This is a genomic window from Bradyrhizobium sp. LLZ17 (genome assembly GCF_041200145.1).
Classification (GTDB): Bacteria; Pseudomonadota; Alphaproteobacteria; order Rhizobiales; family Xanthobacteraceae; genus Bradyrhizobium.
Map to the genome: position 1 here is coordinate 807,749 of NZ_CP165734.1, position 24,011 is coordinate 831,759.

Annotated in this window: 19 protein-coding genes and 5 pseudogenes; 11 read left to right on the plus strand and 13 right to left on the minus strand. The window is 63.9% G+C overall.

Annotation, left to right across the window (positions count from 1 at the left end):
* The first annotated feature begins 91 nt into the window (after positions 1–91).
* Positions 92–367 (plus strand): YdeI family protein, encoded by a 276-nt coding sequence (locus tag AB8Z38_RS04040; protein WP_369726735.1) that lies wholly within the window; start codon positions 92–94, stop codon positions 365–367.
* Positions 368–538: 171 nt separating this feature from the next.
* Here AB8Z38_RS04040 and AB8Z38_RS04045 read toward each other — a convergent pair whose 3' ends face one another.
* Positions 539–667: a hypothetical protein gene (locus tag AB8Z38_RS04045; protein ID WP_369723235.1), complete on the minus strand. Its 129-nt coding sequence runs from the start codon at positions 665–667 to the stop codon at positions 539–541.
* Here AB8Z38_RS04045 and AB8Z38_RS04050 point away from each other — a divergent pair.
* Positions 657–2,114, plus strand: a complete 1,458-nt coding sequence (locus AB8Z38_RS04050; protein WP_369723236.1) for a DUF5939 domain-containing protein — start codon at positions 657–659, stop codon at positions 2,112–2,114. The genes AB8Z38_RS04045 and AB8Z38_RS04050 overlap by 11 nt on opposite strands.
* Before the next feature lie 161 nt (positions 2,115–2,275).
* On the opposite strand, the pseudogene AB8Z38_RS04055 reads toward AB8Z38_RS04050, so the two are convergent.
* From AB8Z38_RS04055 to AB8Z38_RS04070, 4 genes and pseudogenes are all read right to left on the minus strand, one after another.
* Positions 2,276–3,390 (minus strand): annotated as a pseudogene (locus AB8Z38_RS04055) (serine hydrolase domain-containing protein).
* 157 nt (positions 3,391–3,547) lie between these two features.
* Positions 3,548–4,669: an alpha/beta fold hydrolase gene (locus AB8Z38_RS04060; protein ID WP_369723237.1), complete on the minus strand. Its 1,122-nt coding sequence runs from the start codon at positions 4,667–4,669 to the stop codon at positions 3,548–3,550.
* 618 nt (positions 4,670–5,287) lie between these two features.
* Positions 5,288–5,455 (minus strand): 50S ribosomal protein L33, encoded by a 168-nt coding sequence (rpmG, locus tag AB8Z38_RS04065; RefSeq protein WP_045008041.1) that lies wholly within the window; start codon positions 5,453–5,455, stop codon positions 5,288–5,290.
* A 123-nt stretch (positions 5,456–5,578) separates the two neighbouring features.
* Positions 5,579–6,903: pseudogene (locus AB8Z38_RS04070) on the minus strand (LLM class flavin-dependent oxidoreductase).
* 298 nt (positions 6,904–7,201) lie between these two features.
* Here AB8Z38_RS04070 and AB8Z38_RS04075 point away from each other — a divergent pair.
* The 3 genes from AB8Z38_RS04075 to AB8Z38_RS04085 all read left to right on the plus strand — a co-directional run bounded on the left by AB8Z38_RS04075 (position 7,202) and on the right by AB8Z38_RS04085 (position 9,177).
* The gene (locus AB8Z38_RS04075) at positions 7,202–7,741 is read left to right on the plus strand and encodes a hypothetical protein (protein WP_369723238.1); all 540 of its coding nucleotides are present in this window, start codon (positions 7,202–7,204) and stop codon (positions 7,739–7,741) included.
* 85 nt (positions 7,742–7,826) lie between these two features.
* Positions 7,827–8,279, plus strand: coding sequence for a hypothetical protein (locus tag AB8Z38_RS04080; protein ID WP_369723239.1), 453 nt, complete (start codon positions 7,827–7,829; stop codon positions 8,277–8,279).
* On the plus strand, positions 8,239–9,177 hold the full coding sequence (locus tag AB8Z38_RS04085; protein WP_369723240.1) for a hypothetical protein: 939 nt from the start codon (positions 8,239–8,241) through the stop codon (positions 9,175–9,177). Before AB8Z38_RS04080 ends, AB8Z38_RS04085 begins: the two co-directional genes overlap by 41 nt.
* A 27-nt stretch (positions 9,178–9,204) precedes the next feature.
* On the opposite strand, the gene AB8Z38_RS04090 is transcribed toward AB8Z38_RS04085, so the two are convergent.
* The 4 genes and pseudogenes from AB8Z38_RS04090 to topA all read right to left on the minus strand — a co-directional run bounded on the left by AB8Z38_RS04090 (position 9,205) and on the right by topA (position 15,524).
* A complete protein-coding gene (locus AB8Z38_RS04090; RefSeq protein ID WP_369723241.1) occupies positions 9,205–9,954 on the minus strand; it encodes an NUDIX hydrolase in 750 nt (249 codons plus the stop codon).
* Positions 9,955–9,986: 32 nt separating this feature from the next.
* Positions 9,987–10,427, minus strand: coding sequence for a DUF983 domain-containing protein (locus tag AB8Z38_RS04095; protein ID WP_369726736.1), 441 nt, complete (start codon positions 10,425–10,427; stop codon positions 9,987–9,989).
* Complete coding sequence (rnr, locus tag AB8Z38_RS04100; protein WP_369723242.1) at positions 10,421–12,760, minus strand: ribonuclease R; 2,340 nt, start codon at positions 12,758–12,760, stop codon at positions 10,421–10,423. The genes AB8Z38_RS04095 and rnr overlap by 7 nt, the downstream gene beginning before the upstream one ends.
* Before the next feature lie 8 nt (positions 12,761–12,768).
* Positions 12,769–15,524: pseudogene (topA, locus tag AB8Z38_RS04105) on the minus strand (type I DNA topoisomerase).
* Between the two features lie 226 nt (positions 15,525–15,750).
* Between topA and AB8Z38_RS04110 the strand changes: the two are divergent.
* Positions 15,751–15,990 (plus strand): hypothetical protein, encoded by a 240-nt coding sequence (locus tag AB8Z38_RS04110; RefSeq protein WP_369723243.1) that lies wholly within the window; start codon positions 15,751–15,753, stop codon positions 15,988–15,990.
* A 339-nt stretch (positions 15,991–16,329) separates the two neighbouring features.
* Here AB8Z38_RS04110 and AB8Z38_RS04115 read toward each other — a convergent pair whose 3' ends face one another.
* On the minus strand, positions 16,330–16,797 hold the full coding sequence (locus AB8Z38_RS04115; RefSeq protein ID WP_369723244.1) for a winged helix-turn-helix transcriptional regulator: 468 nt from the start codon (positions 16,795–16,797) through the stop codon (positions 16,330–16,332).
* A gap of 122 nt (positions 16,798–16,919) precedes the next feature.
* Here AB8Z38_RS04115 and AB8Z38_RS04120 point away from each other — a divergent pair, with 122 nt between their 5' ends.
* A complete protein-coding gene (locus AB8Z38_RS04120) occupies positions 16,920–17,693 on the plus strand; it encodes an SDR family oxidoreductase (protein ID WP_369723245.1) in 774 nt (257 codons plus the stop codon).
* Between the two features lie 175 nt (positions 17,694–17,868).
* Positions 17,869–18,084 carry a hypothetical protein gene (locus tag AB8Z38_RS04125; RefSeq protein ID WP_369723246.1) on the plus strand — a complete coding sequence of 72 codons (216 nt, stop codon included), beginning with the start codon at positions 17,869–17,871 and terminating at the stop codon, positions 18,082–18,084.
* Positions 18,085–18,154: 70 nt separating this feature from the next.
* On the opposite strand, the gene AB8Z38_RS04130 is transcribed toward AB8Z38_RS04125, so the two are convergent.
* Positions 18,155–18,763 carry an FMN-dependent NADH-azoreductase gene (locus tag AB8Z38_RS04130; RefSeq protein ID WP_369723247.1) on the minus strand — a complete coding sequence of 203 codons (609 nt, stop codon included), beginning with the start codon at positions 18,761–18,763 and terminating at the stop codon, positions 18,155–18,157.
* Positions 18,764–18,845: 82 nt separating this feature from the next.
* Between AB8Z38_RS04130 and AB8Z38_RS04135 the strand changes: the two genes are divergently transcribed.
* The gene (locus AB8Z38_RS04135) at positions 18,846–19,259 is read left to right on the plus strand and encodes a winged helix-turn-helix transcriptional regulator (protein ID WP_369723248.1); all 414 of its coding nucleotides are present in this window, start codon (positions 18,846–18,848) and stop codon (positions 19,257–19,259) included.
* Here AB8Z38_RS04135 and dprA read toward each other — a convergent pair.
* Positions 19,256–20,386 (minus strand): annotated as a pseudogene (gene dprA / locus AB8Z38_RS04140) (DNA-processing protein DprA). The gene AB8Z38_RS04135 and the pseudogene dprA sit on opposite strands and share 4 nt — an antisense overlap.
* A gap of 163 nt (positions 20,387–20,549) precedes the next feature.
* On the opposite strand from dprA, the gene AB8Z38_RS04145 reads away from it, so the two are divergent.
* Positions 20,550–21,104 (plus strand): hypothetical protein, encoded by a 555-nt coding sequence (locus tag AB8Z38_RS04145; RefSeq protein WP_369723249.1) that lies wholly within the window; start codon positions 20,550–20,552, stop codon positions 21,102–21,104.
* A 336-nt stretch (positions 21,105–21,440) separates the two neighbouring features.
* Entirely contained in the window at positions 21,441–22,685 is a 1,245-nt protein-coding gene (locus AB8Z38_RS04150) for an amidase (protein WP_369723250.1), read from the plus strand.
* Here AB8Z38_RS04150 and AB8Z38_RS04155 read toward each other — a convergent pair.
* A pseudogene (locus AB8Z38_RS04155) lies at positions 22,677–23,899 on the minus strand (patatin-like phospholipase family protein). The gene AB8Z38_RS04150 and the pseudogene AB8Z38_RS04155 sit on opposite strands and share 9 nt — an antisense overlap.
* Positions 23,900–24,011: the final 112 nt, after the last annotated feature.

Here is a 24,011-nt window from a genome sequence, read left to right on the forward strand (position 1 = left end):
CTGGCTAGTTCGCTTCACGCCACGCAAATCGCGTAGCAAGTGGTCGGCGCTGAACCGCAACAGAGCGCTCGCGCTCATCAAGGAAGGGCGTATGAGACCTGCGGGCCTGGCGCAAATCGAAGCCGCAAAAGCAGATGGCCGGTGGGAGGGCGCCTACGCTCCGGCGAGTCAGGCCGAAGTCCCCGTCGACCTCCAGAAGGCGCTGGACAACAACCCGAAGGCGTCCGCATTCTTTGCAACAGTGAATAGTCGAAATCGCTACGCAATCCTGTACCGAATAGGCAACGTCAAAAAAGCGGAGACGAGGGCGCGCAAGATTGCGGAATTCGTAGCCATGCTCGAGCGTGGCGAAACAATTTACGGCTAGGAAAGCTGCCGATGATTGCGTGCCGAGCCCGACGAGCTAGTCCCACATGAGGCTTTTGGGAATCGCACTTGGTCCACTGTGTGCCCATCTCGGACCTCCTGACCGGCGCCGGTGATGTCCGCTCCGGAGCTCAATTGGAAGTAAGCAGCCGGGATGCCGAAAGGCCGCTTGTCACCCATAAGCGACATGGGCGGATTGAAAATCCTTGCAGTGCAACAGGCCGTGCAGCATCGGATGGCTCGCGAGGACCTGGCGAAGCTGATAGATTGCCATGGTCAGGAGGTGATCGATGACATCCATTGACGAGCGTCTTCTCGAAAGCAAGATGACACAGATCGAGCAGGCCCGCACCTGGAGCCCGCGGGTCATCTCCAAGTTCGAAACGCTGATCCGCAGCGCTGACGACGTCAGCCTGTACCGCGCCAATCCGCTGGCGTTCGCCCGTGATCGCAGTGTACCTGAGCCGGAGTCGATCGATCTGTTTCTCCATGCCGCTCGCGCGGGGCTGGTCGACATGCATTGGGACATTCTCTGCCCCCACTCGGGTCTGGTGCTAGAAAGCTTCGGGAGGCTGCGTGCGCTCCGCAGTCATTTCGTCTGCGGGCTTTGCGATATCGAGGGTCAAACCGAACTCGACGACTTCATCGAAGTGTCCTTCTCCGTCTCGCCGCAAATTCGGCGCCTCGCCTTGTATGACGTCGATAATCTCTCGATCGAAGATCTGCACTGGAAGCTCAAGTTCGCCAGCAGCGGACGGCTGCCCGGCGGACACACCCGATTTGTCGATGTCTTGCGCGGTTTCGTTCGCGGAATGACTTATCTGCCATCCGGCCTGACAACGACGCTACAGGCCGATATTGGGCAAGGCGCGGTCTCAGGCGTCAATGTCCAGACGCAGGCGGGCTTTACGCTCCCGGTCGCGTTCGCTCCCGCTGCCGTGCAGACGCCGGATACTCCGACGATCGTTCGTATCACCTATGACGGACAGCGGTTTACGCCCGCCGTTTCGGCCGTCCCGTCGGGGCCTGTCGTCTTCGAAATCAGCAACGCCGGCCCTAAGCGCGGTTCGTTGCTCCTGATCAACTGGCCGCCCGAAATCTTGGAAATGCCAGAGAAGCCGACGCTCGAATTCGATCCCTACGTCTCGGGCGGGATGCTGCTGACGCGTCAGACCTTTCGCAAGCTCTTCCGCTCGGAGCGCGTGGATGAGGAGGAGGGCCTCGGCGTTCGGCAGGTGACGTTCCTGTTCACGGACCTGAAGGGTTCGACCGCGCTCTACGAGCGCCTCGGCGATCTTAATGCCTATGCTCTCGTGCGCGAACATTTCGCTCTCCTCGACGCAATTGCCCATCGGCATGGGGGTGCCATCGTGAAAACCATCGGCGACGCCGTCATGGCTGCGTTTTTCCGACCGGTGGATGCCGTGGAGGCGGCGCTGCACATTCTGCGGGACATCGGGCAGTTCAACTCCGCGCACGGCCAGCCCGCCGTCGTGCTCAAAATGGGGGCACATTGCGGGCCCTCCATCGCCGTGACCCTCAACGAGAATCTCGACTATTTCGGCCAGACCGTGAATATTGCCGCGCGGGTGCAATCATTCGCCGACGCCGGCGAAATCTGTCTCACGGAAGCACTCTACACTGCGCCCGCTGTTCGCCAGCTGCTGGCGGGCCACGATGTCGAGGAGTTCGACGCGCCGCTGCGTGGCGTCGAGGGCGAGGCGCGAGTCTACCGGATCACCGCCTGATTATAGCCTAGGCTCTGCGCAGTCCGCGCTAGCGTAGCGATCGAAATGTATTTCCAACCTCTGGCCGCCGCGAGCCGGCTTTTCTTGGACGACAAGAGCAAACGAGTCTGCTCGTGGCCCGAACCGAACTTCGCGCCGTCTGCATGCAAAATTCAATCGACTCAACGATTCCGGCGCATGCGAAACCAATCAAACAATCCGCCGCCACTCACATTTCGAGAGTAATTGAGCCATAGGAATGCCGGGTGGTCGCCCGGCATAAGCCGATCGATGACATCCGGCATGATCGCCATCCCGTTGGAGCCATTCGTGAAGACAACAAGGGCAGAATGATCCTTCATTGATCCGATCACAAACGCCTTGAACTGGCCGTTGTCACCCCAGTGGAAGAATGAACCCCCATCGGGTTCTAGCCCCCAGCCCAAACCCCATGCGATGTGCTGATCTGAGTCCGCTGCATCGGTTGCAAGACATTGAATGCAACGCTGTCGAAGCCTGACTTGCGGTTCGAGCCATTGCTTCGCAGTGTCAGGTTTGAGACGAGCACCGGATAGAACCGCTTGCAGGAAGCGGGCGTAGTCCGCCGCCGTCGTGTGCAGGGTGGAAGCGCTTCTGGCTTTTGAAGGCCGCTCTTTATGACTCGGCGCAGGTTCGGCGTCGTGTGGAAGCGCAAAATCCGCCTCAAAGTCCGCCCGCCAGATATAACTGGATTGCCTCATCTCCAGCGGATCAAAGACCAAACGTGTCACGACTTCATTTAAAGGCTGACCCGTCATTTTCTCGACGACGCGCTGGAGCCAAACAAATCCCTCGCCCGAATAGCTGAATCGTTCGCCCGGTATGAAATACGTCCTGAGAGGATTCGTCTCGCTACGCCAGTTCGGTAAGCCCGATGATTGGCTGAGAACATCGCGAACGGTGATTAATGCCGCACGTGGATCATCTTTGACGTAATTGGGCACGTACATCGAGAGGGGGTGTCCAGCGACAATAGCCCCGCATCGACAAGTTGCAACACGGCATAGGCAAAAACCGGTTTGGATAATGAAGCGGCTTCGAAGATCGTGTTCCCGTCGACCGGCGCACCTGTCGATGCGTCACGTACACCTATGGCTCTTGTTTCGGCAATGCTGCCGCCGCGTACGATAGCAAAAGCGAGCCCGGGTACTCGACCGTCTTTGAGAAGCTGCTCAATATCTGCGGCGCGACCTTGGCTGGGCCCGATTACACATAACCAAATGCAAACCGAGACCATCGCGACACAAAGAAACCGCATCTCAAGGCACCTGCTTTGTAGCGACGCTTTTCGTCATCTGTAACACGTCGCGTTGTCAAATTCCGCCGACTTCCGAATTGGCCCTCAGCCGGAGGTCGCCTTAAGACATCTCATGTCGGCTGCCGCAGGCAAACCGGACGTCGATCCAGCCTGGCGTCTACCGCCGCTTCCGGGCCTTCGGTGCTGAGCCCAAGAGATTTTTGCTCACCACCCAGCTGCGGATGGCCTGGATGAGTTCGGCCTTGCGTTCCAGCGGCAGCCAGTGTCCCGAGGGCAGACTCGTCACGGTAAGGTCCGCGCAGGCCGCGCGCATCGGATCGGCTTGGCGATTTCCAGTGATGCTGCAGATCTGGTCAAAGTCGCCGTTGACGAACAGCACCGGCTGCGACAGGCGGCCGCCATTCGGCGCCCTGCGCGCGTAAGCGATGTTGGCGTCATCGTTCAGGTACCACGCGCAGGAGGGACGGAAGCCGTGAACCCTGAATGCCTGCACCAGCACGTCGAAGTCCGCCGGCGGCCAGAGCGCCGGGTCGGGTTGAATCAGCGATGCGCGGTGCGCGGCGCCAAAGCGCCCGCCGTTGCGCGTGACCACCGCATTCGGCGAAACCTTGCCGACGCCCGCGGCATCGCCTCGCCGGAAGATCGAAGCCAGCGATGCCGCCTGGTCTGCATCGAGGTCGGCGACCGCCGCCTCGAAATGCGTCGTGTAGTAGCGGTAGTAGTCCCATTGACCATCAGGATACTGGTCAGCCGGATAAATCGTCCGGTCTACCAGAGGGACGACCGTGCGTAAGACGTGCCCGTCTGGCTGATAGGCCAGCGAAGTCAATACGACGCCACGGCTGCGCTCCGGCTCATGCGCCGCCAACTCAGCGGCCACGACAACGCCCCAGTCGTGGCTGACCCAGATCGCAGGCTTGCCGCCGAGATGGTCGTGGAGCTCTGTCATGTCCGCCACGACTTCCTCGATGGCGTAAGCGTCGTTGGATGCAGGCGCGGAGGAGCCGCCGAAACCACGCAGATCAGGCGCGACGCAGTGCCAGCCGTCGGCGGCGAATGCGTCCATCTGGGCGCGCCACATCAAACCGATGCTCGGCCAGCCGTGAAGGAAGATCATCAACGGTCCGTTGGCCGGCCCGCACGCGATGTAGTGCGTTGTCTGACGCGGCGTGCTGAAATTGTGAGAAATCAGCGTGGAAGGTTGCGTTCGCGGTGCTGCGGCCGAAGGGGGCGTGGTCAGTGCAGCTTCAGGACCGGGCGGGTGAAGTGGTGCTGTCATGGTCAAGCTCCGGTTGACTCACATCGCCCATTGAAATGCAGACCTCGAGGAGGGGCGGGCGTTCGCGATAACGCTTGGGCTAGCGGGCCGTTCACCCTGCCTCTCCCAGGGCTATCGCATATGGAGCCGATTTCTCTGTGGCCATCCTTCGAGACGCCCGCCTTCGGCGGGCCCTCAGGATGAGGACCGAGTGTGCGGCAGGAGTTTCAACGGGCTCCGATGCCGCTTAGCCTCATCCTGAGGAGACCGCGAAGCGGTCGTCTCGAAGGACGAGGCGCGCGCTCAGACCGCCGAAAATGCCATATGCGATCGCCCTGCTGTCTCTCCCGGCCCGGCCTGCCTTCGTCGAACGGCCCTGGCGAGAGGGACCGCGCGCTCAACCACATTCGTCATTGCGAGCGAAGCGAAGCAATCCAGATCCCTGCGCGCAGGCACTCTGGATTGCTTCGTCGCAAGAGCTCCTCGCAATGACGGCGCGGAGAAAGCGTAGCGCGTCAACTTTGGTCTCGTGCGCGGACGTCGCGCGCTGGCGCGCTCGCACGTTTTGGTCGCGAGGGGAGGCCAAAAATGAAACGGGGCCCGCAAGGGCCCCGCAAAAGTCTTCAACGTCCCGCGATGTTACTTGATCTTGGATTCGCGGAATTCGACGTGCTTGCGCGCGACCGGGTCGTACTTCTTCTTGACCAGCTTGTCGGTCATGGTGCGCGAATTCTTCTTGGCGACGTAGTAAAAACCGGTGTCGGCCGAGGACACGAGCTTGACCTTGATGGTGACCGCTTTGGCCATGTTCTGAACCTCAGGAAATAGGGAATCTGGAGCCGGCCAAACGGCCCGCGTTGGCCGGCAACCTAGCCAGAAACCGCTTGGTGTCAAGGTTTTTGGGCCCAAGAACTACTCAAATCGGCCCAATCACCCCTCGAAGAACCGGTTTTTCGGTCGCGGCAGGCCCAGATTGTCCCTCAAAGTGGGCCCTTCATAGTCTTTGCGGAAAATCCCGCGGCGCTGCAGCTCCGGGACGACCTTGTCGACGAAATCGTCGAGGGCCGCCGGGACGAACGGGAACATGATGTTGAAGCCGTCGGAGCCGCGGCCGACCAGCCATTCCTCCATCTGGTCGGCGATGGTCTTGGCCGTGCCGACGAAGGACAGCCCGCCATAGCCGCCGACGCGGTGGGCGAGCTGGCGCACGGTGAGCTTGTCGCGGGCGGCGAGATCGACCATCCGCTGCCGCCCGCTCTTGCTGGCGTTGGTCTCCGGGATTTCGGGGAGCGGGCCGTCGGGATCGAAGCCGGAGGCATCGGTGCCGAGGATGACGGAGAGCGAGGCGATGGCGCTTTCGTAATGCACGCGGCTGTCGAGCAGGGCGCGCTTCTCCTTGGCCTCGTCGACGCTGTCGCCGACCACGACGAAGGCGCCGGGCAGGATCTTGAGGTGCTCGGGATCGCGGCCAACCTTCTCCATGCGGCCCTTGATGTCGGCATAGAGCTTCTGTCCATCGGCGAGGCTGCCGCCGCCGGTGAACACGGCTTCCGCCGTTTCGGCCGCGAGCTGCCTTCCGTCTTCGGACGCGCCGGCCTGCACGATCACCGGCCAACCCTGCACGGGACGGGCGATGTTGAGGGGCCCGCGGACTTTCAGATATTTGCCCTGGTGGTCGAGCACATGCATTTTCGACGGCTCGAAGAACAGCCCGCTCTCGACGTCGCGCACGAAGGCGTCATCGGCGAAGGATCCCACAGGCCGGTGACGACGTCGTAGAACTCGCGGGCGCGCTTGTAGCGCTCGGCATGTTCCATGTGGTCGTCGAGGCCGAAATTCAGCGCCGCGTCGGGATTGGATGTGGTGACGATGTTCCAGCCCGCGCGGCCGCCGCTGAGATGGTCGAGCGAGGCGAAGCGCCGCGCCACATGATAGGGCTCGTCGAAGGTGGTCGATCCCGTCGCGATCAGCCCGATCCGCGCGGTGACCGCGGAGAGCGCCGACAGCAGCGTGAACGGCTCGAACGAGGTCACGGTGTGGCTGCGCTTGAGCGCGTTGACCGGCATGTTCAGGACGGCGAGGTGATCGGCCATGAAGAAGGCATCGAACTTGCCGGCCTCGAGCTTCTGGATCAGCGTCTTGATGTGGCCGAAATTGAAATTGGCGTCAGGCCAGGCCCCCGGATAGCGCCAGGCGCCGGTGTGGATGCTGATCGGGCGCATGAACGCGCTAAGCTTGAGTTGCCGTTGTGCCATCGCGCGGTGTCCGTTCTGGGTGTTGTCGCCGAAGACATAGGGATGCCGCGGAACTCCGCCATCGTCGGGGCGGGAAGATTATTTTGTTTTTCGCGACACCTTCAGCACAATCCCGTCATTCCGGGGCGTCGCGTAGCGGCGAGCCCGGAATCCATCAGGCCGCAGACATCGTGGAGAGATGGATTCCGGGCTCGCGCCAAGAGGCGCGCCCCGGAATGACGGTGGAGAGTGGGGCTGACGCCTCGAACCGATCCGCCGCTCGCGCCGACCAAGCCATGAGCTCGTGGGGAAGCATGACATGGCCGACGCAATGACCGATGACAGGATCGTCCGTATCGACCGGCCGATGCCCTGGATCGGGCGGCTGCTGTCGCTGCCGCTGCTGGCGGCAAGCGTCTATCTGCTGTGGAACGTCGGCCTCGGCCTGCGCCAGGATTTTTCCGGCTTCGGGAGACTGGCCGATGATCTCGTGCCGGTGCTGGTGTTCACGGGGCTCGGGCTGCTCGTCGGCATCCCCGGCCTCATCCTGCTGACGTTTCGCACTTTTGTCGTGCTCAACGAGACGCTGCGCCAGATCGTCATCACCAGGCAGTTCGGCCCGCTGAACATTCGCAATCACCGCAATCTCGCCGACTATCACTTCGTCAGCATTACCGACGATGATGATCCGGAGCTGACGAGCTATGACGTCAATCTCTGCGGCAACAAGGGCACCGAGGCCATCGCGCTGATGAGCTTCACCAAACGCGACGAGGCCAACCAGTTCGCCAACGAGCTCGGGCGGTCGCTGAAGCTTCCGGTGCGCGACTATGTCGGGACCGAGCCTGATGATTCCTGATTAAGGCCAGTCACGAGCTGTTGCTACCCATTGCGGAAATTGCCATCCTCGCGGCCGAACACCGCAATGGAAGGCAAAGACCTCAGTGAACGATTCCATTCCCGCGATTCTGCCGCGCGGCAAGGGCCACCAATTTCTTCTCTATGGCGACTCCTGTTCGGGCGTGCCCGCTGCACCGCACGAACAGACCTTCGCCTCGGTCAATGCGGTCGTTCAACGTCTAAGACCGCAACCTGAATTCATTCTGTTTCCGGGCGATGAAATCATCGGACTAACGCCCGATCCGGGCGTGCTGCGCGCGCAGTGGCGCTACTGGCTGGATACGGAAATGGCATGGCTCGACCGTGCGGCCACCCCGATCTGGCACACAACCGGCAATCACACGACCTATGATCTGATGAGCGAGGCAGTGTTTCGCGCGGTGCTGGACCTGCCGAACAATGGGCCCCCCGGGGCAAGCCGGCCTCTCCTATTTCGTGCGGCGCGGCGACCTCTTGATGGTGTTCGTCAACACACTCTGGAGCGGCCTTGGCGGTGAAGGCCATGTCGAACTCGCCTGGTTGGAAGCAACGCTCCGGGAACATGGCGACGCCCGACATAAGCTCGTGCTTGGCCATCATCCGGTATTTCCGATCAACGGCTTTACGGGGACGTATCAGCGCGAGATCGGCCACGAATATTCTCGCCCGTTTTGGGACATCCTGGTGAACCAAAACGTGCTGGCCTATCTGTGCAGCCACATCCTCGCCTTCGACGTGCAGGCGCATCGCGGCGTCCTGCAGATTTGCACTGCGGGCGCGGGAACGGCCCACAGGATGCCGGAAGGCGTCGAGTACCTGCATTGCGTTCAGGCTGCGCTTGACGAGCAAGGCCTGCGTTATCAGGTGCTCGATATCGACGGCGCCGTCAGGGAGCGGATGGAATGGCCGTTGCCCGATCCTGATCCTGCCGGGTGGAGAGAGCTGCCGCTCGGAGATGTCGAAGCGCCGTTGAGCGGGTGTGTGCAGAGCGGAGGTCGGATCGAGCTGAGACTATTGGGGCAAAGCGCCGCGACCGATGTCGCGTCGGCCCAGACGATTTTGACGGCCTTCGCGCCTGGTTCGATCGCGCCGTTCTGGCTCGGGCTCCGCGGGCCGAAGCAAACCCTGACAGCGATCGTTGGTCGTCAGCCGGGGCGTAGTCCGTCCTATTGGTTTGGACCTGATCTTCCAGCAGGCGACGGTTTCGATATCCACGTCACGATCTATCCGGATATGGGTCCCGGCGGTCTCCTGTACCGCCATCACAACTCCTCCCTCTGGTCGTCGTTCACTGCTGCGGCGGCGCAAGGCCTGGAGCAGCTTTCGTGGCCGCGGCATTGGGCGATCGGTCACGGGCAAGGCGGCAGCGAAGACCGCGCCTTCAGAGGTGCGGCCTTGAATGTGCTGATCGCGTGAGCGGGCCTCAAAAAATCTGCGGCTGGGTCAGCTCAAGACATCCTTCTGCATCTTGCCGCCGTAGAAATGGAAGAACGGCACCGGCGCGTCGTGGCGGAGCGGGCCGGTGGCAAGGCGGGTGTCGAGCTCGTTGAGCACGTTGCGCGTCATCGGATGCAGATCGGCAAGCGGCTTTGAGCCGAGCTCGACCCAGACCAACTCGACCAGCTCAGCGTCCGCATGAATCACGCCCTCGACGCGGTGGGTGATCGCGGAGGCATCCGCCGTGAAGAAGCGCGTATCGAACCGCTTGACGCGGCCGGGCGGGGTGATCGCGCGCGCGATCAGGAACAGGCTTGATGGGTCAGGCAACAGGCCCGCGTCCGCAAACGGCTTCCAGTTGCCCTCGAGCTTCGGCACTTTGCCCTCCGCCTTGCGGCCGAGGCAAAGGCCGGTCTCCTCGCAGGCCTCGCGGATCGCGGCGATCGCCAGCGACTTCGCGCGCGAGGCCGGTGTCTTCGGACTGCCCTTGGCGAGGTTGGCTTCCAGCTCGGGCGTGATGGGCGCCGCGCAGGGCACGCGATGGTCGTCCTTGTCGACACGGCCGCCGGGGAAGACGAATTTTCCGGGCATGAACACCACCTTGTCGTGGCGCTTGCCGACCAGAACCTTTGGAATGGCGCCGCTGCGATCGACCAGGATCAGTGTCGCGGCATCCTTCGGGCGGAAATAGGGATGGTGGTCGGCTTCCTTGCCCTCGTGAATCTTGGCCTTTTCCCCTTGCGCAATATCCGTCATGTCCTCACCCGCAACCGCTTTTGCTTATTTGGCTACACCGGCGGAATACCATCCGGCGGGCTGTCGTCAAACCCGTGCATGCGCAGAGCCCATTGCAAGCCGACCACAGCTCCCTTCACCGGTTGCAACAAGGCCAGCGAGGCGACGAAGGTGAAGGGCAGATAGGCCGCGAAGCTGAGCCAGATCGGCGTGGTGTAATTGGTCTCGATCCACAAGATGGAAGGCACCACGACGTGGCCGACCATGACGATGACGAGATAGGCGGGCAGATCGTCGGCACGATGCGGGGTGAAGTCGAGGCCGCAGGCCGAACAATTGTCCGCCGTCTTCAGGAAGGCGCGGAACAGCTTGCCTTCGCCGCAGCGCGGGCAGCGGCCGCGAAAGCCGCGCCGCATCGCGCTCCAAAGATCGCGCTTTTCGATCAGGCCGGTCTCGCGCGTCCAGATCTTTGGGACCGTGTTCATCGCTACCAGGCCTTGCCCTTTCCGCTCTTGCCCTTGCTTTTGCCCTTCTTCGCCTTGCCGGATTTCTTCTCCGGCTTGCGCTTGCTCGGGCTGCGTCCGGGATGCGCCATGAACGAGGGACGGCGCTGCGGACTGGATGACCTGCGGCCGCGCGGTGCGGTCTCGCCGCTCGACGACAGCAGCTCGAAGCGCAGCGCGCCTGCGATCGGGGCTGCTTCGATCAGCCGGACGTCGACCACGTCACCCAGCTGATGCATGGTGCCGCTGCGCGTGCCGACCAGGGCGTGGCGGCCCTCGTCATAGTTGAAATATTCCGTGCCCAAGGACCTGATCGGGATCAGCCCGTCGGCGCCGGTATCAGCGAGCTTGACGAACAGGCCGGCGCGCGTGACCCCGGAGACGCGGCCCTGGAAGGTCGACCCGATGCGGTCGGCGAGGTGATGCGCGATCAGCCGGTCGACCGTCTCGCGCTCCGCCTTCATCGCGCGCCGCTCGGTCACCGAAATGTGGGCTGCGACTTCGCTTAAGGTTTCCGGCGTCTCGCTGTCGGGCAGCGCACCCTCGCCAAGACCGAGCGCGCGGACCAGCGCGCGGTGCACGACGAGATCGGCATAGCGGCGGATCGGCGAGGTGAAATGCGCGTAGCGGCGCAGGTTCAGGCCGAAATGACCGTAATTCTCCGCGGAATATTCGGCCTGCGCCTGCGCGCGCAGCACGACTTCGCTGACCAGCGGGAAGTGGTCCTGGCCTTCGAGCTGCGCCAGCGCGCGGTTGAACAGAGCGGGGCGCAGCGCGCCACTTTTGGCGAAGGGAACGTCGAGCGTCTGCAAAAACTCTGCGAGGGCGTGGACCTTCTCCAGCGTCGGCTCGTCATGCACGCGGTAGATCAGCGGCAGCGACTTCTTCTCCAGCATCTCGGCGGCCGCGACATTGGCGAGGATCATGAACTCCTCGATCAGCTTGTGCGCATCCAGCCTGTCAGGCACGATGACGCGATCGACCGTGCCGTCGCTCTTGAGCAGGATCTTGCGCTCGGGCAGATCGAGATTGAGCGGATCGCGCTCGTCGCGGGCGCGCTTGACGCAGGCATAGGCGGCATAAAGCGGCTTCAGGATGGGCTCGAGCAGGGGACCGGTGGTGTCGTCCGGCCGTCCGTCGATCGCGGCCTGTGCCTGCGCGTAATTCAGCTTGGCCGCGGAGCGCATCAGGACGCGGTGGAAGCTGTGCGAACGCTTGCGTCCATCCGGCGCAATGATCATCCGCACCGCGAGTGCGCCGCGCGGCTCGCCCGGCACCAGCGAGCAGAGATCGTTGGAGATGCGCTCGGGCAGCATCGGTACGACGCGGTCGGGGAAATAGACCGAATTGCCGCGGTCGAGCGCGTTGCGGTCGAGCGCGGTGCCCGGCCGGACGTAGAAGCTCACATCGGCGATGGCGACGTCGACGATGAAGCCGCCCTTGTTGTTCGGATCGGGATCGGGTTGCGCATGCACCGCGTCGTCGTGATCCTTGGCATCGGGCGGATCGATGGTGACGAGCGGAACGTCGCGCCAATCCTCGCGTCCCCTGAGATTTGCGGGCTCGGCCGCTTCCGCCTCGCGCTCCGCCGCGGGCGAGAATTGCAGCGGGATATCGTGGGCGTAGATCGCGATCAGGCTGATCGCCTTCTCCGACTTGACCGAGCCGAGCTTCTCCTTCACGCGCCCGGAGGCGAGGCCAAAGCCGCGCGAGCGGACGATGTCGACGCTGACGAGGTCGCCGTCCTGCGCGCCGTGGGTCTCGGTGGGGGCGATGTTCAGTTCGCGGTCGGCAGACTTCTTGTCCACCGGGATCAGCCGTCCACCGCCTTCGGGAAGCTCGCGGAACACGCCGAGGATGCGGGTCTTGGTCTTGTCGAAGACCTTGATGATGTGGCCGCGATAAGCCGGGCCTTCGCTCTCGTTCGACGGCTCGACGTGCAGCAGCGCGCGATCGCCGACGCCGGCTGCAGTGCCGGGCTTGGGCCGGCGCGGCATTTGGATGATGATTTTGGGGGGCTCGCCGCTCTCGACCTCGTCCCATTCGGTGGGGGAGGCGATCAGCTCGCCGTCGGCGTCGCGGCCGGTGATGTCAGCGACGAGCGTCGGCGGCAGGCTGTCCGGCTCCGAGATCTTGTGGCGTTTCTTCTTGACGACACCATCATCGGCGAGCTCGCGCAGCATGCGCTTGAGCTCGACGCGATCGGCGTTCTTCAGGCCGAACTCCCGCGCGATCTCGCGGGTGCCGACATTTCCGTGGTTTGCCTTGATGAAGGCGACGATGGCGTCCCGGTCGGGAAAGCCACGGTCATTCTTGCGTTTCACTTAGCCTCTTAAGTCGTGCCGGCACTCTTCTTGGCCGGAGCTTTGGCGGCAACCGCCTTGGTCGCCGACGCCTTGACGGCCGAAGTCTTGGCCGTCGACGACACGGCTGCGCGCGCCTTGCTGGTGGATTCGGATTTGGTTTTGGCCGCGGCTTTCTTCGCGGCCGGTTTCTTCGGCTTTGGCGCGGTGTCCGCGCCATCGGCGGCTTTGGCGGCCTTCGCCTTCTTCGCAGGCTTGGCGGCCTTCTTCGGCTTGCCGCCACCCTTGGCCGCGCGTTCGTCGATCAGCGCGATCGCTTGCGCCAGCGTGACCGAATCCTTCTCGAACTCGCCGGGAATGGTCGCGTTGACGCCGCCGGCGGTGACGTAGGGGCCGTAGCGGCCGCCCTTCACTGTGACGGTGCCGAGGGTGGGATGATCGCCGATGACCTTGCCGGGATCGGCGCCGAAACGGCGGCTCGGGCCCTTGGCAATTTTCTCGGCAATCAGCGTCACGGCGCGGTTGAGGCCGATGTCGAAGACCTCATCGCCGGCCTCCAGGCTGGCGTAGGTTTTCTCGTGCTTGACGAACGGCCCGAAGCGGCCGAGGCCTGCGGTGATCGGCTCGCCGGTTTCCGGATGCTTGCCGATCTCGCGCGGCAGCGACAACAGCTTGAGCGCATGCTCGAGCTCGATATCGCCGGGCGAGGTACCCTTGGGGATGCCCGCGCGCTTCGGCTTCTCGCCTTCGGCATAGTCCTTCTGCTCGCCGAGCTGGATGTAGGGGCCGAACCGGCCGGCCTTGACCCAGACGTCGCGACCCGTATCAGGATCCTGTCCCAGCGACCGGTCGGCGCTGGCCTCGCCGTCGGCGGCGAGCTGACGGGTGTAGCGGCATTCCGGATAGTTCGAGCAGCCGACGAAGGCGCCGAACTTGCCGGCCTTCAGATTGAGCCGGCCATTGCCGCAACTCGGGCACTGCCGGATGTCGCCGCCGTCGGTGCGCTGCGGATAGATGTGCTGTCCGAGGAGGTCGTCGAGCACGTCCAGCACCTGCGCGACGCGCAGATCCTTGATCTCGTCGACCGCGCCGATGAAGCCGGTCCAGAAATCCTTCAGCACCTGCTGCCAGGAGATCTCGTTATTGGAGATGCGATCGAGCTGCTCTTCCAGATTGGCGGTGAAGTCATACTCGACATAGCGGCTGAAGAAGCTTTCGAGGAACGCGACCACGACGCGGCCCTTGTCCTCGCCGTGCAGGCGCTTCTTCTCCAGCTTGACGTAGCCGCGGTCCTTCAGGACCTGCAGGATCGAGGCGTAGGTCGAGGGCCGGCCGATGCCGAGCTCTTCCATGCGCTTGACCAGCGAGGCCTCCGAAAAACGCGGCGGCGGCTCGGTGAAATGCTGGGTGACGGCGAGCGACTGCCGCTTCAGGGCGTCGTTCGGGCTCATCGCCGGCAGGCGGCGGAATCCTCATCCTCTTCGTCGTCGCGGCCTTCCTGATAAAGCGCGAGGAAACCGTCGAACTTGACGACCTGGCCGGTGGCGCGCAGCTCCAGCGTGCGGCCGCCGACCTTCGCGGTGATATCGACCGTGGTGCGCTCCAGCTCGGCCGATTCCATCTGGCTCGCGATGGTGCGCTTCCAGATCAGCTCGTAGAGCCTGGCCTGATCGGAATCGAGCCTGCGGCTCATGCTGTCGGGCCGCCGCGACATGTCGGTCGGGCGGATCGCTTCGTGCGCTTCCTGGGCGTTTTTGGCCTTGGCCTGGTACTGGCGCGGGGCCTCCGGCACGTAGGCGTTGCCGTAATCCTCGCCGATCACCTTGCGGGCCTGGGTGATCGCGGACGGATCGATCTGCACGCCGTCGGTCCGCATATAAGTAATGAGTCCGGTGGTCTCGCCGCCGATGTCGATGCCTTCATAAAGGCGCTGCGCGATCCGCATCGTGTGCGCCGGCGCAAAGCCGTATTTGCGGCTGGCTTCCTGCTGCAGCGTCGAAGTGGTGAAGGGCGCCTGCGGATTGCGCCGGGCCGGCTTGGCGTCGACCGCGGTCACCGCGTAGGCGGCGGCTTCGAGCGCCTTCTTGAAGTCCTCGGCTTCCGCGCCGGTGCCGATGTCGAGGCGCTGGATCTTCTTGCCGTCGGCGCCGACCAGACGCGCCTCGAAGGCATCGCCGCGCGGCGTCAGCAGCGTCGCGATCAGCGACCAATATTCGCGCGCCACGAATTTCTCGATCTCGAGCTCGCGGTCGCAGACCAGCCGCAGCGCCACCGACTGGACGCGGCCGGCCGAGCGGGCGCCGGGCAGCTTGCGCCACAGCACGGGGGAGAGGGTGAAGCCGACCAGATAATCCAGTGCGCGGCGTGCCATATAGGCGTCGACCAGCGCGCCGTCGATCTGGCGCGGATGCTTCATCGCGTCCGTGACGGCCTGCTTGGTGATGGCGTTGAACACCACGCGCTCGATCTTGTGATCCTTGAGCGCGCGCTTCTCCTTCAACACCTCCAGCACGTGCCAGGAGATGGCTTCGCCCTCGCGATCAGGGTCGGTGGCGAGAATCAGGCGGTCGGCGCCCTTCAGCGATTTGGCGATGTCATTGAGCCGGCCGGCCGCCTTGGGATCGATCTCCCAGATCATCTTGAAATTGGCGTCCGGATCGACGGAACCGTTCTTGGCGGGCAGGTCGCGGACATGGCCGAACGAGGCCAGAACCTCGTAGGACGAGCCCAGATATTTGTTGATCGTCTTGGCTTTCGCCGGCGACTCCACAATAACGATATTCATGTAGTTCCAGTAACTTACGGGGAAATTATGGGCCGAATTCGACGAGATTCGCGTCGGCCGCTTCGACCCGAACATGGGTGGTGAGGCCTCCGCTGTCAAATCGGAGGGTGTTGAAAGGCTCCCGGATCGGAAAAGTTTCATATCGGGTAAGTTGTAGAATACCACCTTGGAGTTGCGGTCGGTGTCAGCGTACAGTTTCGGCGGGGATGGATTCGGATGGGGTCTGTTGGCAAAGCCAAGAAAGAAACGGGGGCGCGCCGCGTCTGGCGTGCAAGGACGCGCGCGCCACGAGGAACCGGGTGAGGGCGGGGCGGATGAGGCCGTCGCCTTCATCGCCGAGCAGGTGGCCGTACTGCGCAAGCTCGCCGAGCGCCACAGACTGGACGTGCTGCATCATCTCCTGGGAATGACGCAGCTGGAGGCCGACGAGCATTTGCGGCTGCGGACCAGGCGCAAGCTGTCGTGAGGGGCGAGGCGGCTACCGGTCGGTCATCCTGCGGCGCGAGTGGCGCGATGCCAGGCATCGCGCCCGGAGCCTCGAAGGATGAACGGCCAGAATGCAGCCGGGCCGTCGCCCTTCGAGGCTCGCCGTGCGCTGCAGGCCGAGCACCTCAGGATGATGGTGAGAGATTTGAGCGCGCTGCGCGACCCCCGGCATTGCAATGACGCTGCGGACGAGGCGCAAGCTCGTGAGGGGCGCGATTCTAAAGTAGCCCGGATGGAGCGCAGCGAAATCCGGGGCGTCCCGTCGCGGAGAGACTTTCCCGGATTGCGCTGCGCTTCATCCGGGCTACGCGCGGATCCGTCACGCCGACCGCCGGCGCTGCGCGGGGCGCGGCTTCAGCGTGGTGTCGGCCTGGCTGAGCAACCGTCCGTCCGCCGCGCGCAGTTCGAGCTTCCGCACCGGGCGGCCTTTCGCGCGATCGACCAGGAAGGTCGCGATTTCCTCCGGGCGATCGTCGAAGGCCTCGCTCCATTGCCGGAGCGCGACCAGGATCGGGAAGGTGCCACGGCCCTTCGCCGTCAGCACATATTCCTGATAGGGGCTGCCGTCGGAGGCGGGCGCGGTCGCCAGGATGCCGTGGTCGAGCAGTGAGCGCAGCCGCACGGCCAGGATGTTCTTCGCCATGCCGAGCTTGCTCTGGAATTCGCCGAAGCGGCGGACGCCGCGCAGCGCCTCGCGGATGATCAGCAGCGACCACCAGTCGCCGATCGCTTCCAGCGACCGTGCGATCGGGCAGGCATCGCCCTCGAAGCTCGTTCGTTTCACCATGGTGTCGTCCCGCTCATTCGACCGGATCCCCGGCGCCGATCACGCGCTTGTGTGGTTGCATCATAAAACCATATGCCCTAGATCGCAAGTGTAGTTTCATTATGCAACCACTGGAGGCGAGCGTGAGGCTCAGCAAAAAGACGGCACTGATCACCGGCGGCAACAGCGGCATCGGGCTTGCGACGGCAAAACTGTTCGTGGCCGAGGGCGCCAAGGTGGTGATCACCGGGCGCAACAAGGAGACGCTCGAGGCCGCTGCGAAGGCGCTCGGGCCGAACGCACTCGCGCTGGCGGCCGATGCCACTGACATCGCCGCCACCGAAGCCGCGATCAAGAAGGGCGCCGAAAAGTTCGGCAAGTTCGATATCGTGTTCGCCAATGCGGGCATCGCAGGCGGTACGCCGCTCGGCTCGGCCACGCTGGAGACCTTCGAGAAGGTCATCAGCACCAACCTGACCGGCGTGTTCTTCACGGTCCAGTCGGCGCTGCCTTATCTCAACGACAATGCCTCCATCGTCCTCAACGGTTCCGTGATCTCCGTGCTCGGCATTCCCGGCTATTCGGCCTACGGCGCCGCCAAGGCCGGCGTGCGCGCGATGGCGCGGATCATGGCGTCCGAGCTGTCGCCGCGCGGCATTCGCGTCAACGTCGTTGCGCCCGGCGCGATCCGCACGCCGATCTGGGGGCCTGCGACCGCAACGCCCGAAGCCGAGAAGGAGTTCGAGAAGCGGATCGCGCTGTCGACTCCGCTCGGCCGCATCGGTGAAACCGATCACGTCGCGAAAACCGTCTTGTTCCTTGCATCGGATGATTCCGCGCACGTGCAGGGCCAGGAGATCTTCGTCGATGGCGGTTCGACGGGATCGCCCGCGGGCGCGCCGATCTATCGCGGTTGATCAATTCAAGTGAAAATTGAATCGGCCGGTGCATCGACAGCGGTTGCGCCGGTCGGTTCCCGCATCCAGCGAGATGTATTTTCTGAAGCTTGCGTGATGCGTTGAACCTTCACGCGTGCTGCCAAGACCTTTTTACGGGCCGGGATTATAAGATCACCCATTTAAGGGAACCGTCATGCCGAAGGCAGCTCGCATTCTCTCACCGATTTCAGTGCCGCGTATTTACACCGAAAAAACCGCGACGCCCGCGAAGCGCTCCGACACAGCCGCGACATCTTCCGCGAAGCGCTCCGACATGTCGGAGTTCGTCGGCGTCGCGCTGTTCTCCGGGATCGGGCTGCTCATTTCGCTGGTTGCCGTCATCCTCGGCGTGCAGGGCGCCTGGTTCTAGCTTTTGCGGAACATCCGCCGGTCCATCAGCCGCCGCAGAAATTCTGGCGGCTGATGATGTCGGCGTGGCCTCAGGCCGCGTGCAGGGTCGTTGCCGCATGGAGCGCATTGGCGAGCGACTTCTCCCGATGCTCGGGGCCGACCTGGATGCCGTCGGCGATGATGAATTCCGGATTTGTGATGCCCATGAAGGCGAGCACGCCGCGCAAATAGGTTTCGAGGTGCTCCAAAGCTGCGGCTGGCGTGCCGGCGCCGTAATAGCCGCCGCGCGAGATCGCCACGATCACGCGCTTGCCGCCGGCCAGGCCCTCCGGCCCGTTCGCGCCATATTTAAACGTCTTTCCCGCCGCCATGACGCGGTCGATCCAGGCCTTGAGCTGGCTCGGGATCGTGAAATTGTACATGGGCGCGCCGATCACCACGATGTCGGCATCCAGGAACTCGTTCAGAACAGCCGCGCTCGCGGCAAGGTCGGGGCCGAGTTCCGCCGGTGCCGGCGCACCTTGCGCGGCGGCGAGGTGGGGTCCGGAGAGGTGGGCGAGCGGGGTCTGGGTCAGGTCGCGATAGACGATATCCAGCTGCGGCGTCGCCTGACGCAGACGATCGACGATGGCAGCGGACACCTGTCGGCTGACGGAGTGCGGGCCGAGCACGCTGGAGTCGATATGGAGGAGTTTCATTGAGATCACCCATGGTATATGTTTGTAACCAGAGCTACATGAGTGACTGTCGAAATCTCCGCAAGAACGCACTTTTTGAGCCATGGGCACATTATTGAAACCTGCGCACACCGATTTGCCTGCCCCTCCGGCGCGGCCGGACCCCAACCACGCCGGTTGTCGCGGCGTCGCCTCGGTGCTCTCGCGCGTCGGAGACAAATGGAGCGTGTTTGTCATCATGGCGCTTGGCGATGGACCGAAGCGCTTCAACGAGCTCAAGCGCATCATCGACGGCGTCTCGCAGCGGATGCTGACCCTGACCCTGCGCGGGCTCGAGCGGGATGGACTGGTGACGCGAACGGTGTTTCCGACCATTCCGCCGCGGGTCGATTACGAACTGACCGGACTCGGCCGCGGCCTCGCGGACCCCGTGCAGGCGCTCGGCAAATGGGCATTCTCGCATCTGCCGGAGATCGAGGGCGCGCGGACGCGCTTCGACCAGAGGAACAACACCTAAAGCAGCGAGACCAGCCCGCCGCCATGGCGTTCGAGCCGGCCGGCAAGCTCGAGCTCCAGCAGCACCGTGCGCACGATCGCGGGCGAGGCGCCGGACATCCGCACGAGGTCGTCGATCGAGATCGGGGTGGGGCCGAGCAGGCCGGTGATCCGTGGCCTTGCGGATCGTTCTCGAACGGCTCGCTGTCGGGCTCACCTGCGCTGCGCATCACCGGCCGTTCCATGATCGGCTCGACCGCGTTGATGATGTCGGCGGCTTCCGTGACCAGCGTTGCGCCCTGCTTGATCAGATCGTTGGTGCCGGCGGCGCGCGGATCGAGCGGCGAGCCGGGGACAGCGAACACCTCACGGCCCTGTTCGACGGCCATGCGCGCGGTGATCAGCGAACCGGAGCGGTGCGCCGCTTCGACGATCACCACGCCGAGCGCAGCGCCTGAGATCAGCCGGTTGCGGCGGGGGAAATCGCGCGCGCGGCTCGTGGCCCAGCGGCATCTCGGAGATCGCGGCGCCGTTGCGGTCGAGGATCGCCGCGAGCAGGTCGCCGTGCTCGGGCGGATAGATGCAATCATGGCCGCCGGCGAGCACCGCGATCGTGCCGCTCTCGACGCTGGCGCGGTGCGCGGCCTGATCGACGCCGCGCGCCAGTCCCGAGATGACGATGAAGCCGGCTTCGCCGAGCTGGCGCGCAAGCTGGCCGGCGAATTTCAAGCCGGCGCCGGAGGCGTTACGCGAGCCGACGATCGCGATCATCGGCCGCATCAAAGTGTTTGTGTCGCCGCGCACGGCGAGCAGTGGAGGGGCGTCGTCGAGCGTCGCCAGCCGAGGGGGATAACCATCCTCGCCAGGCGCGAGCCAGGCGATGCCGAACTTGCGGCTCGCGGCCAACTCGGCCCTGGCTTCATCCGCACTACAGATGCGCCCCGATCGCGCCGCCCCGCCACGGCGCGCCAGATCAGGCAGCCGCTCCAGCGCGGCGCGCGCTGAGCCGAAATGATCGACCAGCGACCGAAACGTGCGTGGCCCGACATTGTCGGACCGGATCAGCCGCAGGCGATCGACCCGCTCGGTCTCGGTCAGCTCCACACTCGGATTGATGGCGTCCACGGCAGCTCCTTGTGGGAGTAGCATGGAACAACCTGAGCGCGTGGGCAACAGGGGCGTGCGCTTGCGCGGTCTCGCATGGCGGAAGAAACAGAGCCGGCGCGGGGCACACTCCCGCAACATTCTTCTTTGCGTGTATTGCGGCGCTGGAACCCGAAAGGGTAGCATTGGAGAGATTTAGCGTCGATTCTTGATTTCAACGAACAAGATCATCGTTCCGATGCCACCAATAGCGACGATCGTCGCCGCAGCGACTAGCGAAATGGCCAGCCACAACGGAAATGAACCGTGGATTTCTCTGGAGTCGGCCGCTTGGTGGTTCGACAAATCCAGCATCGTACTTGCAGTCAGCCTGTTTATTGGCTTCGTCTGCACCGTCATCATCATCGTCACCGGTATCGCCAAGGAACACCACTGGGATTTGGCGCGTGAAGCGGCTGCAAGAAAAACCGAGCTATTGCGGGCGGAAAATCTGGCGTTTGAAAAATATATCGGACCGCGTTCAGTTGACGAACGGGCGCTTGCCGGGGCGCTGGCCGGCCATCCGGCTGGGCAAATTGAGGTGGTTCTACTCAACCATGTGTTTGACGGACAGAAGCTGGCAGAGCCATTCGTTAGACTACTACAAAAAGGCTGGTTGGGGAGTGACGTTAATCTCCCCGGAAAATTCAAGCGAAGAAGAATTGACTTCCATTGCAAGAATAATCACCGATCCTCGCGGCCTGATACTGTTATACTCCGCTAGTTCTCCCGACCGATATGACGCTCCGGGCAAAAAGCCGGGGAACGGTTGGACCGGTTCGTTGAAAACCGCGCTAAATGCCATGGTAGCGTCCAAGGCGGATTCTGCCGGACGACTTAAGGAAGACGGCAGGCTAGCACCTGACACACTCCGGATTTTGATCGCGCCAAAGGACCCGCATTAGCCGGTCGGGCAAATAGCCAATATTGCAATTCCCCGCATTGACCACTCCCTTCAAGTGGTCGGTGCGATGGCGCCTGAGGGCGTGGGCAACAGCCGCGTGCGCTTGCGCGGTCGCCTCGCGATGCTAAAAGCGATGCCGATAAGAAGGGCATTGCCATGATCTCACTCGCCGACCTCCAGCGCCGCATCGAGAGCAGCGAGCTTTCGCCTGATGCTGCGATCGCGCAATCGCTCGCGGCGATCGAGGCCAGGGAGAAGGACGTTCACGCCTTCGTCCGCCACGACACATCCGCGAAGGCGCAGGCGTCCGGGCCGCTGCGGGGCATCGCGGTCGGCATCAAGGACATCATCGACACCGCGGATTTTCCGACCGAGATGGGCTCGGAGATCTACCACGGCTGGCAGCCGCGCGCCGACGCGCCTGTCGTAATGATGCTGAAGCGGGCTGGCGCCACCATCATCGGCAAGACCACGACCACCGCGTTTGCCTCGCGCGATCCGACGCCGACGCTCAATCCGCATAACCTTGGCCATTCGCCGGGCGGCTCGTCGTCCGGTTCGGCGGCAGCGGTCGGCGCCGGCATGATCCCGCTGGCGCTGGGCACCCAGACCGGCGGCTCGGTGATCCGGCCCGCCGCCTATTGCGGGGCTGCCGCGATCAAGCCGTCGTTCCGCATGCTGCCGACGGTCGGCGTGAAGTGCTATTCGTGGGCGCTCGACACGGTCGGCCTGTTCGGCGCGCGCGCGGAGGATCTCGCGCGCGGATTGCTGGCGATGACCGGCCGCACCGAGTTCTCCGGCATCGTCCCGGCGAAGTCGCCGCGCATCGGCGTGGTCAGGCAGGAGTTTGCCGGCGCCGTCGAGCCCGCGGCAGAGCAGGGGCTACGGGCCGCGATCAAGGCCGCCGAACGCGCCGGCGCCAGTGTGCAGACCATCGAGCTGCCCGAGGCGGTGCAGGAGGCCTGGCGCATTCACGGCATCGTCCAGGATTTCGAGGCGCATCGCGCGCTCGCCTGGGAGTTTTCGGAGCATCACGACGAGATCGCGCCGATGCTGCGCGCAAGCCTCGATGCAACGGCCGCATTGACGCCAAAGGAATATGACGAGGCGCGCCGGATCAGCCGCCGCGGGCGCCGCGAGCTCGGCGAAGTGTTCGAAGGCGTCGACGTGCTCCTGAGCTATTCGGCGCCGGGCACCGCACCGGCCAAGGAGCTCGCCTCCACCGGCGACCCCAAATACAACCGGCTCTGGACGCTGATGGGCAATCCTTGCGTCAACGTCCCCGTGCTCAAGGTCGGCGGCCTGCCGATCGGCGTGCAGGTGATCGCGCGCTTTGGCAACGACGCGCGCGCGCTCGCGGCAGCGTGGTTCCTGGAAGATGCGCTGGCGACATCAGGCTAAAGCGGGCTCGGCGGGGGCAACGCGCTGAACTGCCGGCGACGCCACGCCGGCACTTGTACCTTGCCCGAGCCAGCGCCCGGCGGCTTCGCGGCCGCTCCGATGCAGCAGGCGGATGAAGCCACGGCCGAGATCGGCCGATGAGCGCTGCGCCAGACCGTCGATCGATCTTCCGCGGCGATTTTGGAGAGCCGCAGCGAGGGCATTGCCTGCGATTGCGCCCATTCGATCGCCGCGATTTCGGCATTGAGCGCGGCATTGGCCGTGATCTGGTCGAGCCGGCGGTCGATCGCGGCGAGCGTGATCGGCACATAGCTGTCGCGCGAGGGCGTGAGCTGGATCAGCAGCACGTCGGTCGCAGAACTTTGCTGCACCAGCTTGATGAGCGGCGGATTGCCGCCAAAGCCGCCATCCCAATAGGCCTCGCCATCGATCTCGACCGCGCAATGAACCAAGGGCGGACAGGTCGACGCGAGCGCGACGTCGGCGGTGACAGTGTCATTGCCGAAAATCTGCTGCTGACCGTCGCGGATCCGCGTGGCCGCGATCAGCAGCTTCGGGCAGTTCGCGTTGCGCAGCGCTGCAAAGTTGATGTCGCGCGACAGCGCCTGCCGCAGCGGATCGAGATCAAAGGGATCGAAATGTCCGGAGCGCAGCGTCGGACCGAACGCGACCGAGCTTCCCGCCGGCGAGAAACCGCCGACCAACATCAGCGAGCGGAATGAAGCCTCGTGCATCAGCCGGATCCAGAACCGGTTGAGCCGGGCGCGGGCGCCTTCGCGGCCGCCCTCGGCGAATCCGGAGGCGAGCAGCAGCGCGTTGATCGCACCGGCGCTGGCGCCGCTGATGCTGTCGATCTCGATGGTTGGATGTTCCAGCAGCCGCTCCAGCACGCCCCAGGTAAAGGCGGCAAAGGTGCCGCCGCCCTGGAGGGCCAGCGACAATTTCCGTGGCGGCCATTTCTGGGGCGGTGATCGCGTCGGTCCCTGATCGCGCGCGATCGGCGCGGCGACGCTTACAATTTCGACCAGTTTCGACGTGTCCAGGATCGGATCGGGCTTGGGCGATGCTGGCGAGACGGGAGCAGGCTGTGGCGCTGCAAGCGGTGAGGGCACGCCGGACCAGATATCCGTCGTCGAGAGCAGCCGGCTTGCCGCGGTGCACGCTGCACCTTGCAAACCGCCTTCGTCTTGCACGCCGACAATCTTCTCGCTCATTCTGAGCAACCGCGTAGAGCCATGCCCACGATCGGGACGACAGCCCAGGAACCCGTTCGTTCATTCAGCCGTGATTCGGCCGCAACTAGCGAACGGCATTTGCGATATAATG

Coding starts and splice junctions, on each gene's coding strand:
- AB8Z38_RS04040 (WP_369726735.1), top strand. CDS start 92: ATGAGACCTGCGGGCCTGGCGCAAATCGAAGCCGCAAAAGCAGATGGC.
- AB8Z38_RS04050 (WP_369723236.1), top strand. CDS start 657: ATGACATCCATTGACGAGCGTCTTCTCGAAAGCAAGATGACACAGATC.
- AB8Z38_RS04045 (WP_369723235.1), bottom strand. CDS start 667: ATGGATGTCATCGATCACCTCCTGACCATGGCAATCTATCAGCTTCGC.
- AB8Z38_RS04060 (WP_369723237.1), bottom strand. CDS start 4,669: ATGACAGCACCACTTCACCCGCCCGGTCCTGAAGCTGCACTGACCACG.
- rpmG (WP_045008041.1), bottom strand. CDS start 5,455: ATGGCCAAAGCGGTCACCATCAAGGTCAAGCTCGTGTCCTCGGCCGAC.
- AB8Z38_RS04075 (WP_369723238.1), top strand. CDS start 7,202: ATGGCCGACGCAATGACCGATGACAGGATCGTCCGTATCGACCGGCCG.
- AB8Z38_RS04085 (WP_369723240.1), top strand. CDS start 8,239: ATGGTGTTCGTCAACACACTCTGGAGCGGCCTTGGCGGTGAAGGCCAT.
- AB8Z38_RS04090 (WP_369723241.1), bottom strand. CDS start 9,954: ATGACGGATATTGCGCAAGGGGAAAAGGCCAAGATTCACGAGGGCAAG.
- AB8Z38_RS04115 (WP_369723244.1), bottom strand. CDS start 16,797: ATGGTGAAACGAACGAGCTTCGAGGGCGATGCCTGCCCGATCGCACGG.
- AB8Z38_RS04125 (WP_369723246.1), top strand. CDS start 17,869: ATGCCGAAGGCAGCTCGCATTCTCTCACCGATTTCAGTGCCGCGTATT.
- AB8Z38_RS04130 (WP_369723247.1), bottom strand. CDS start 18,763: ATGAAACTCCTCCATATCGACTCCAGCGTGCTCGGCCCGCACTCCGTC.
- AB8Z38_RS04135 (WP_369723248.1), top strand. CDS start 18,846: ATGGGCACATTATTGAAACCTGCGCACACCGATTTGCCTGCCCCTCCG.
- AB8Z38_RS04150 (WP_369723250.1), top strand. CDS start 21,441: ATGATCTCACTCGCCGACCTCCAGCGCCGCATCGAGAGCAGCGAGCTT.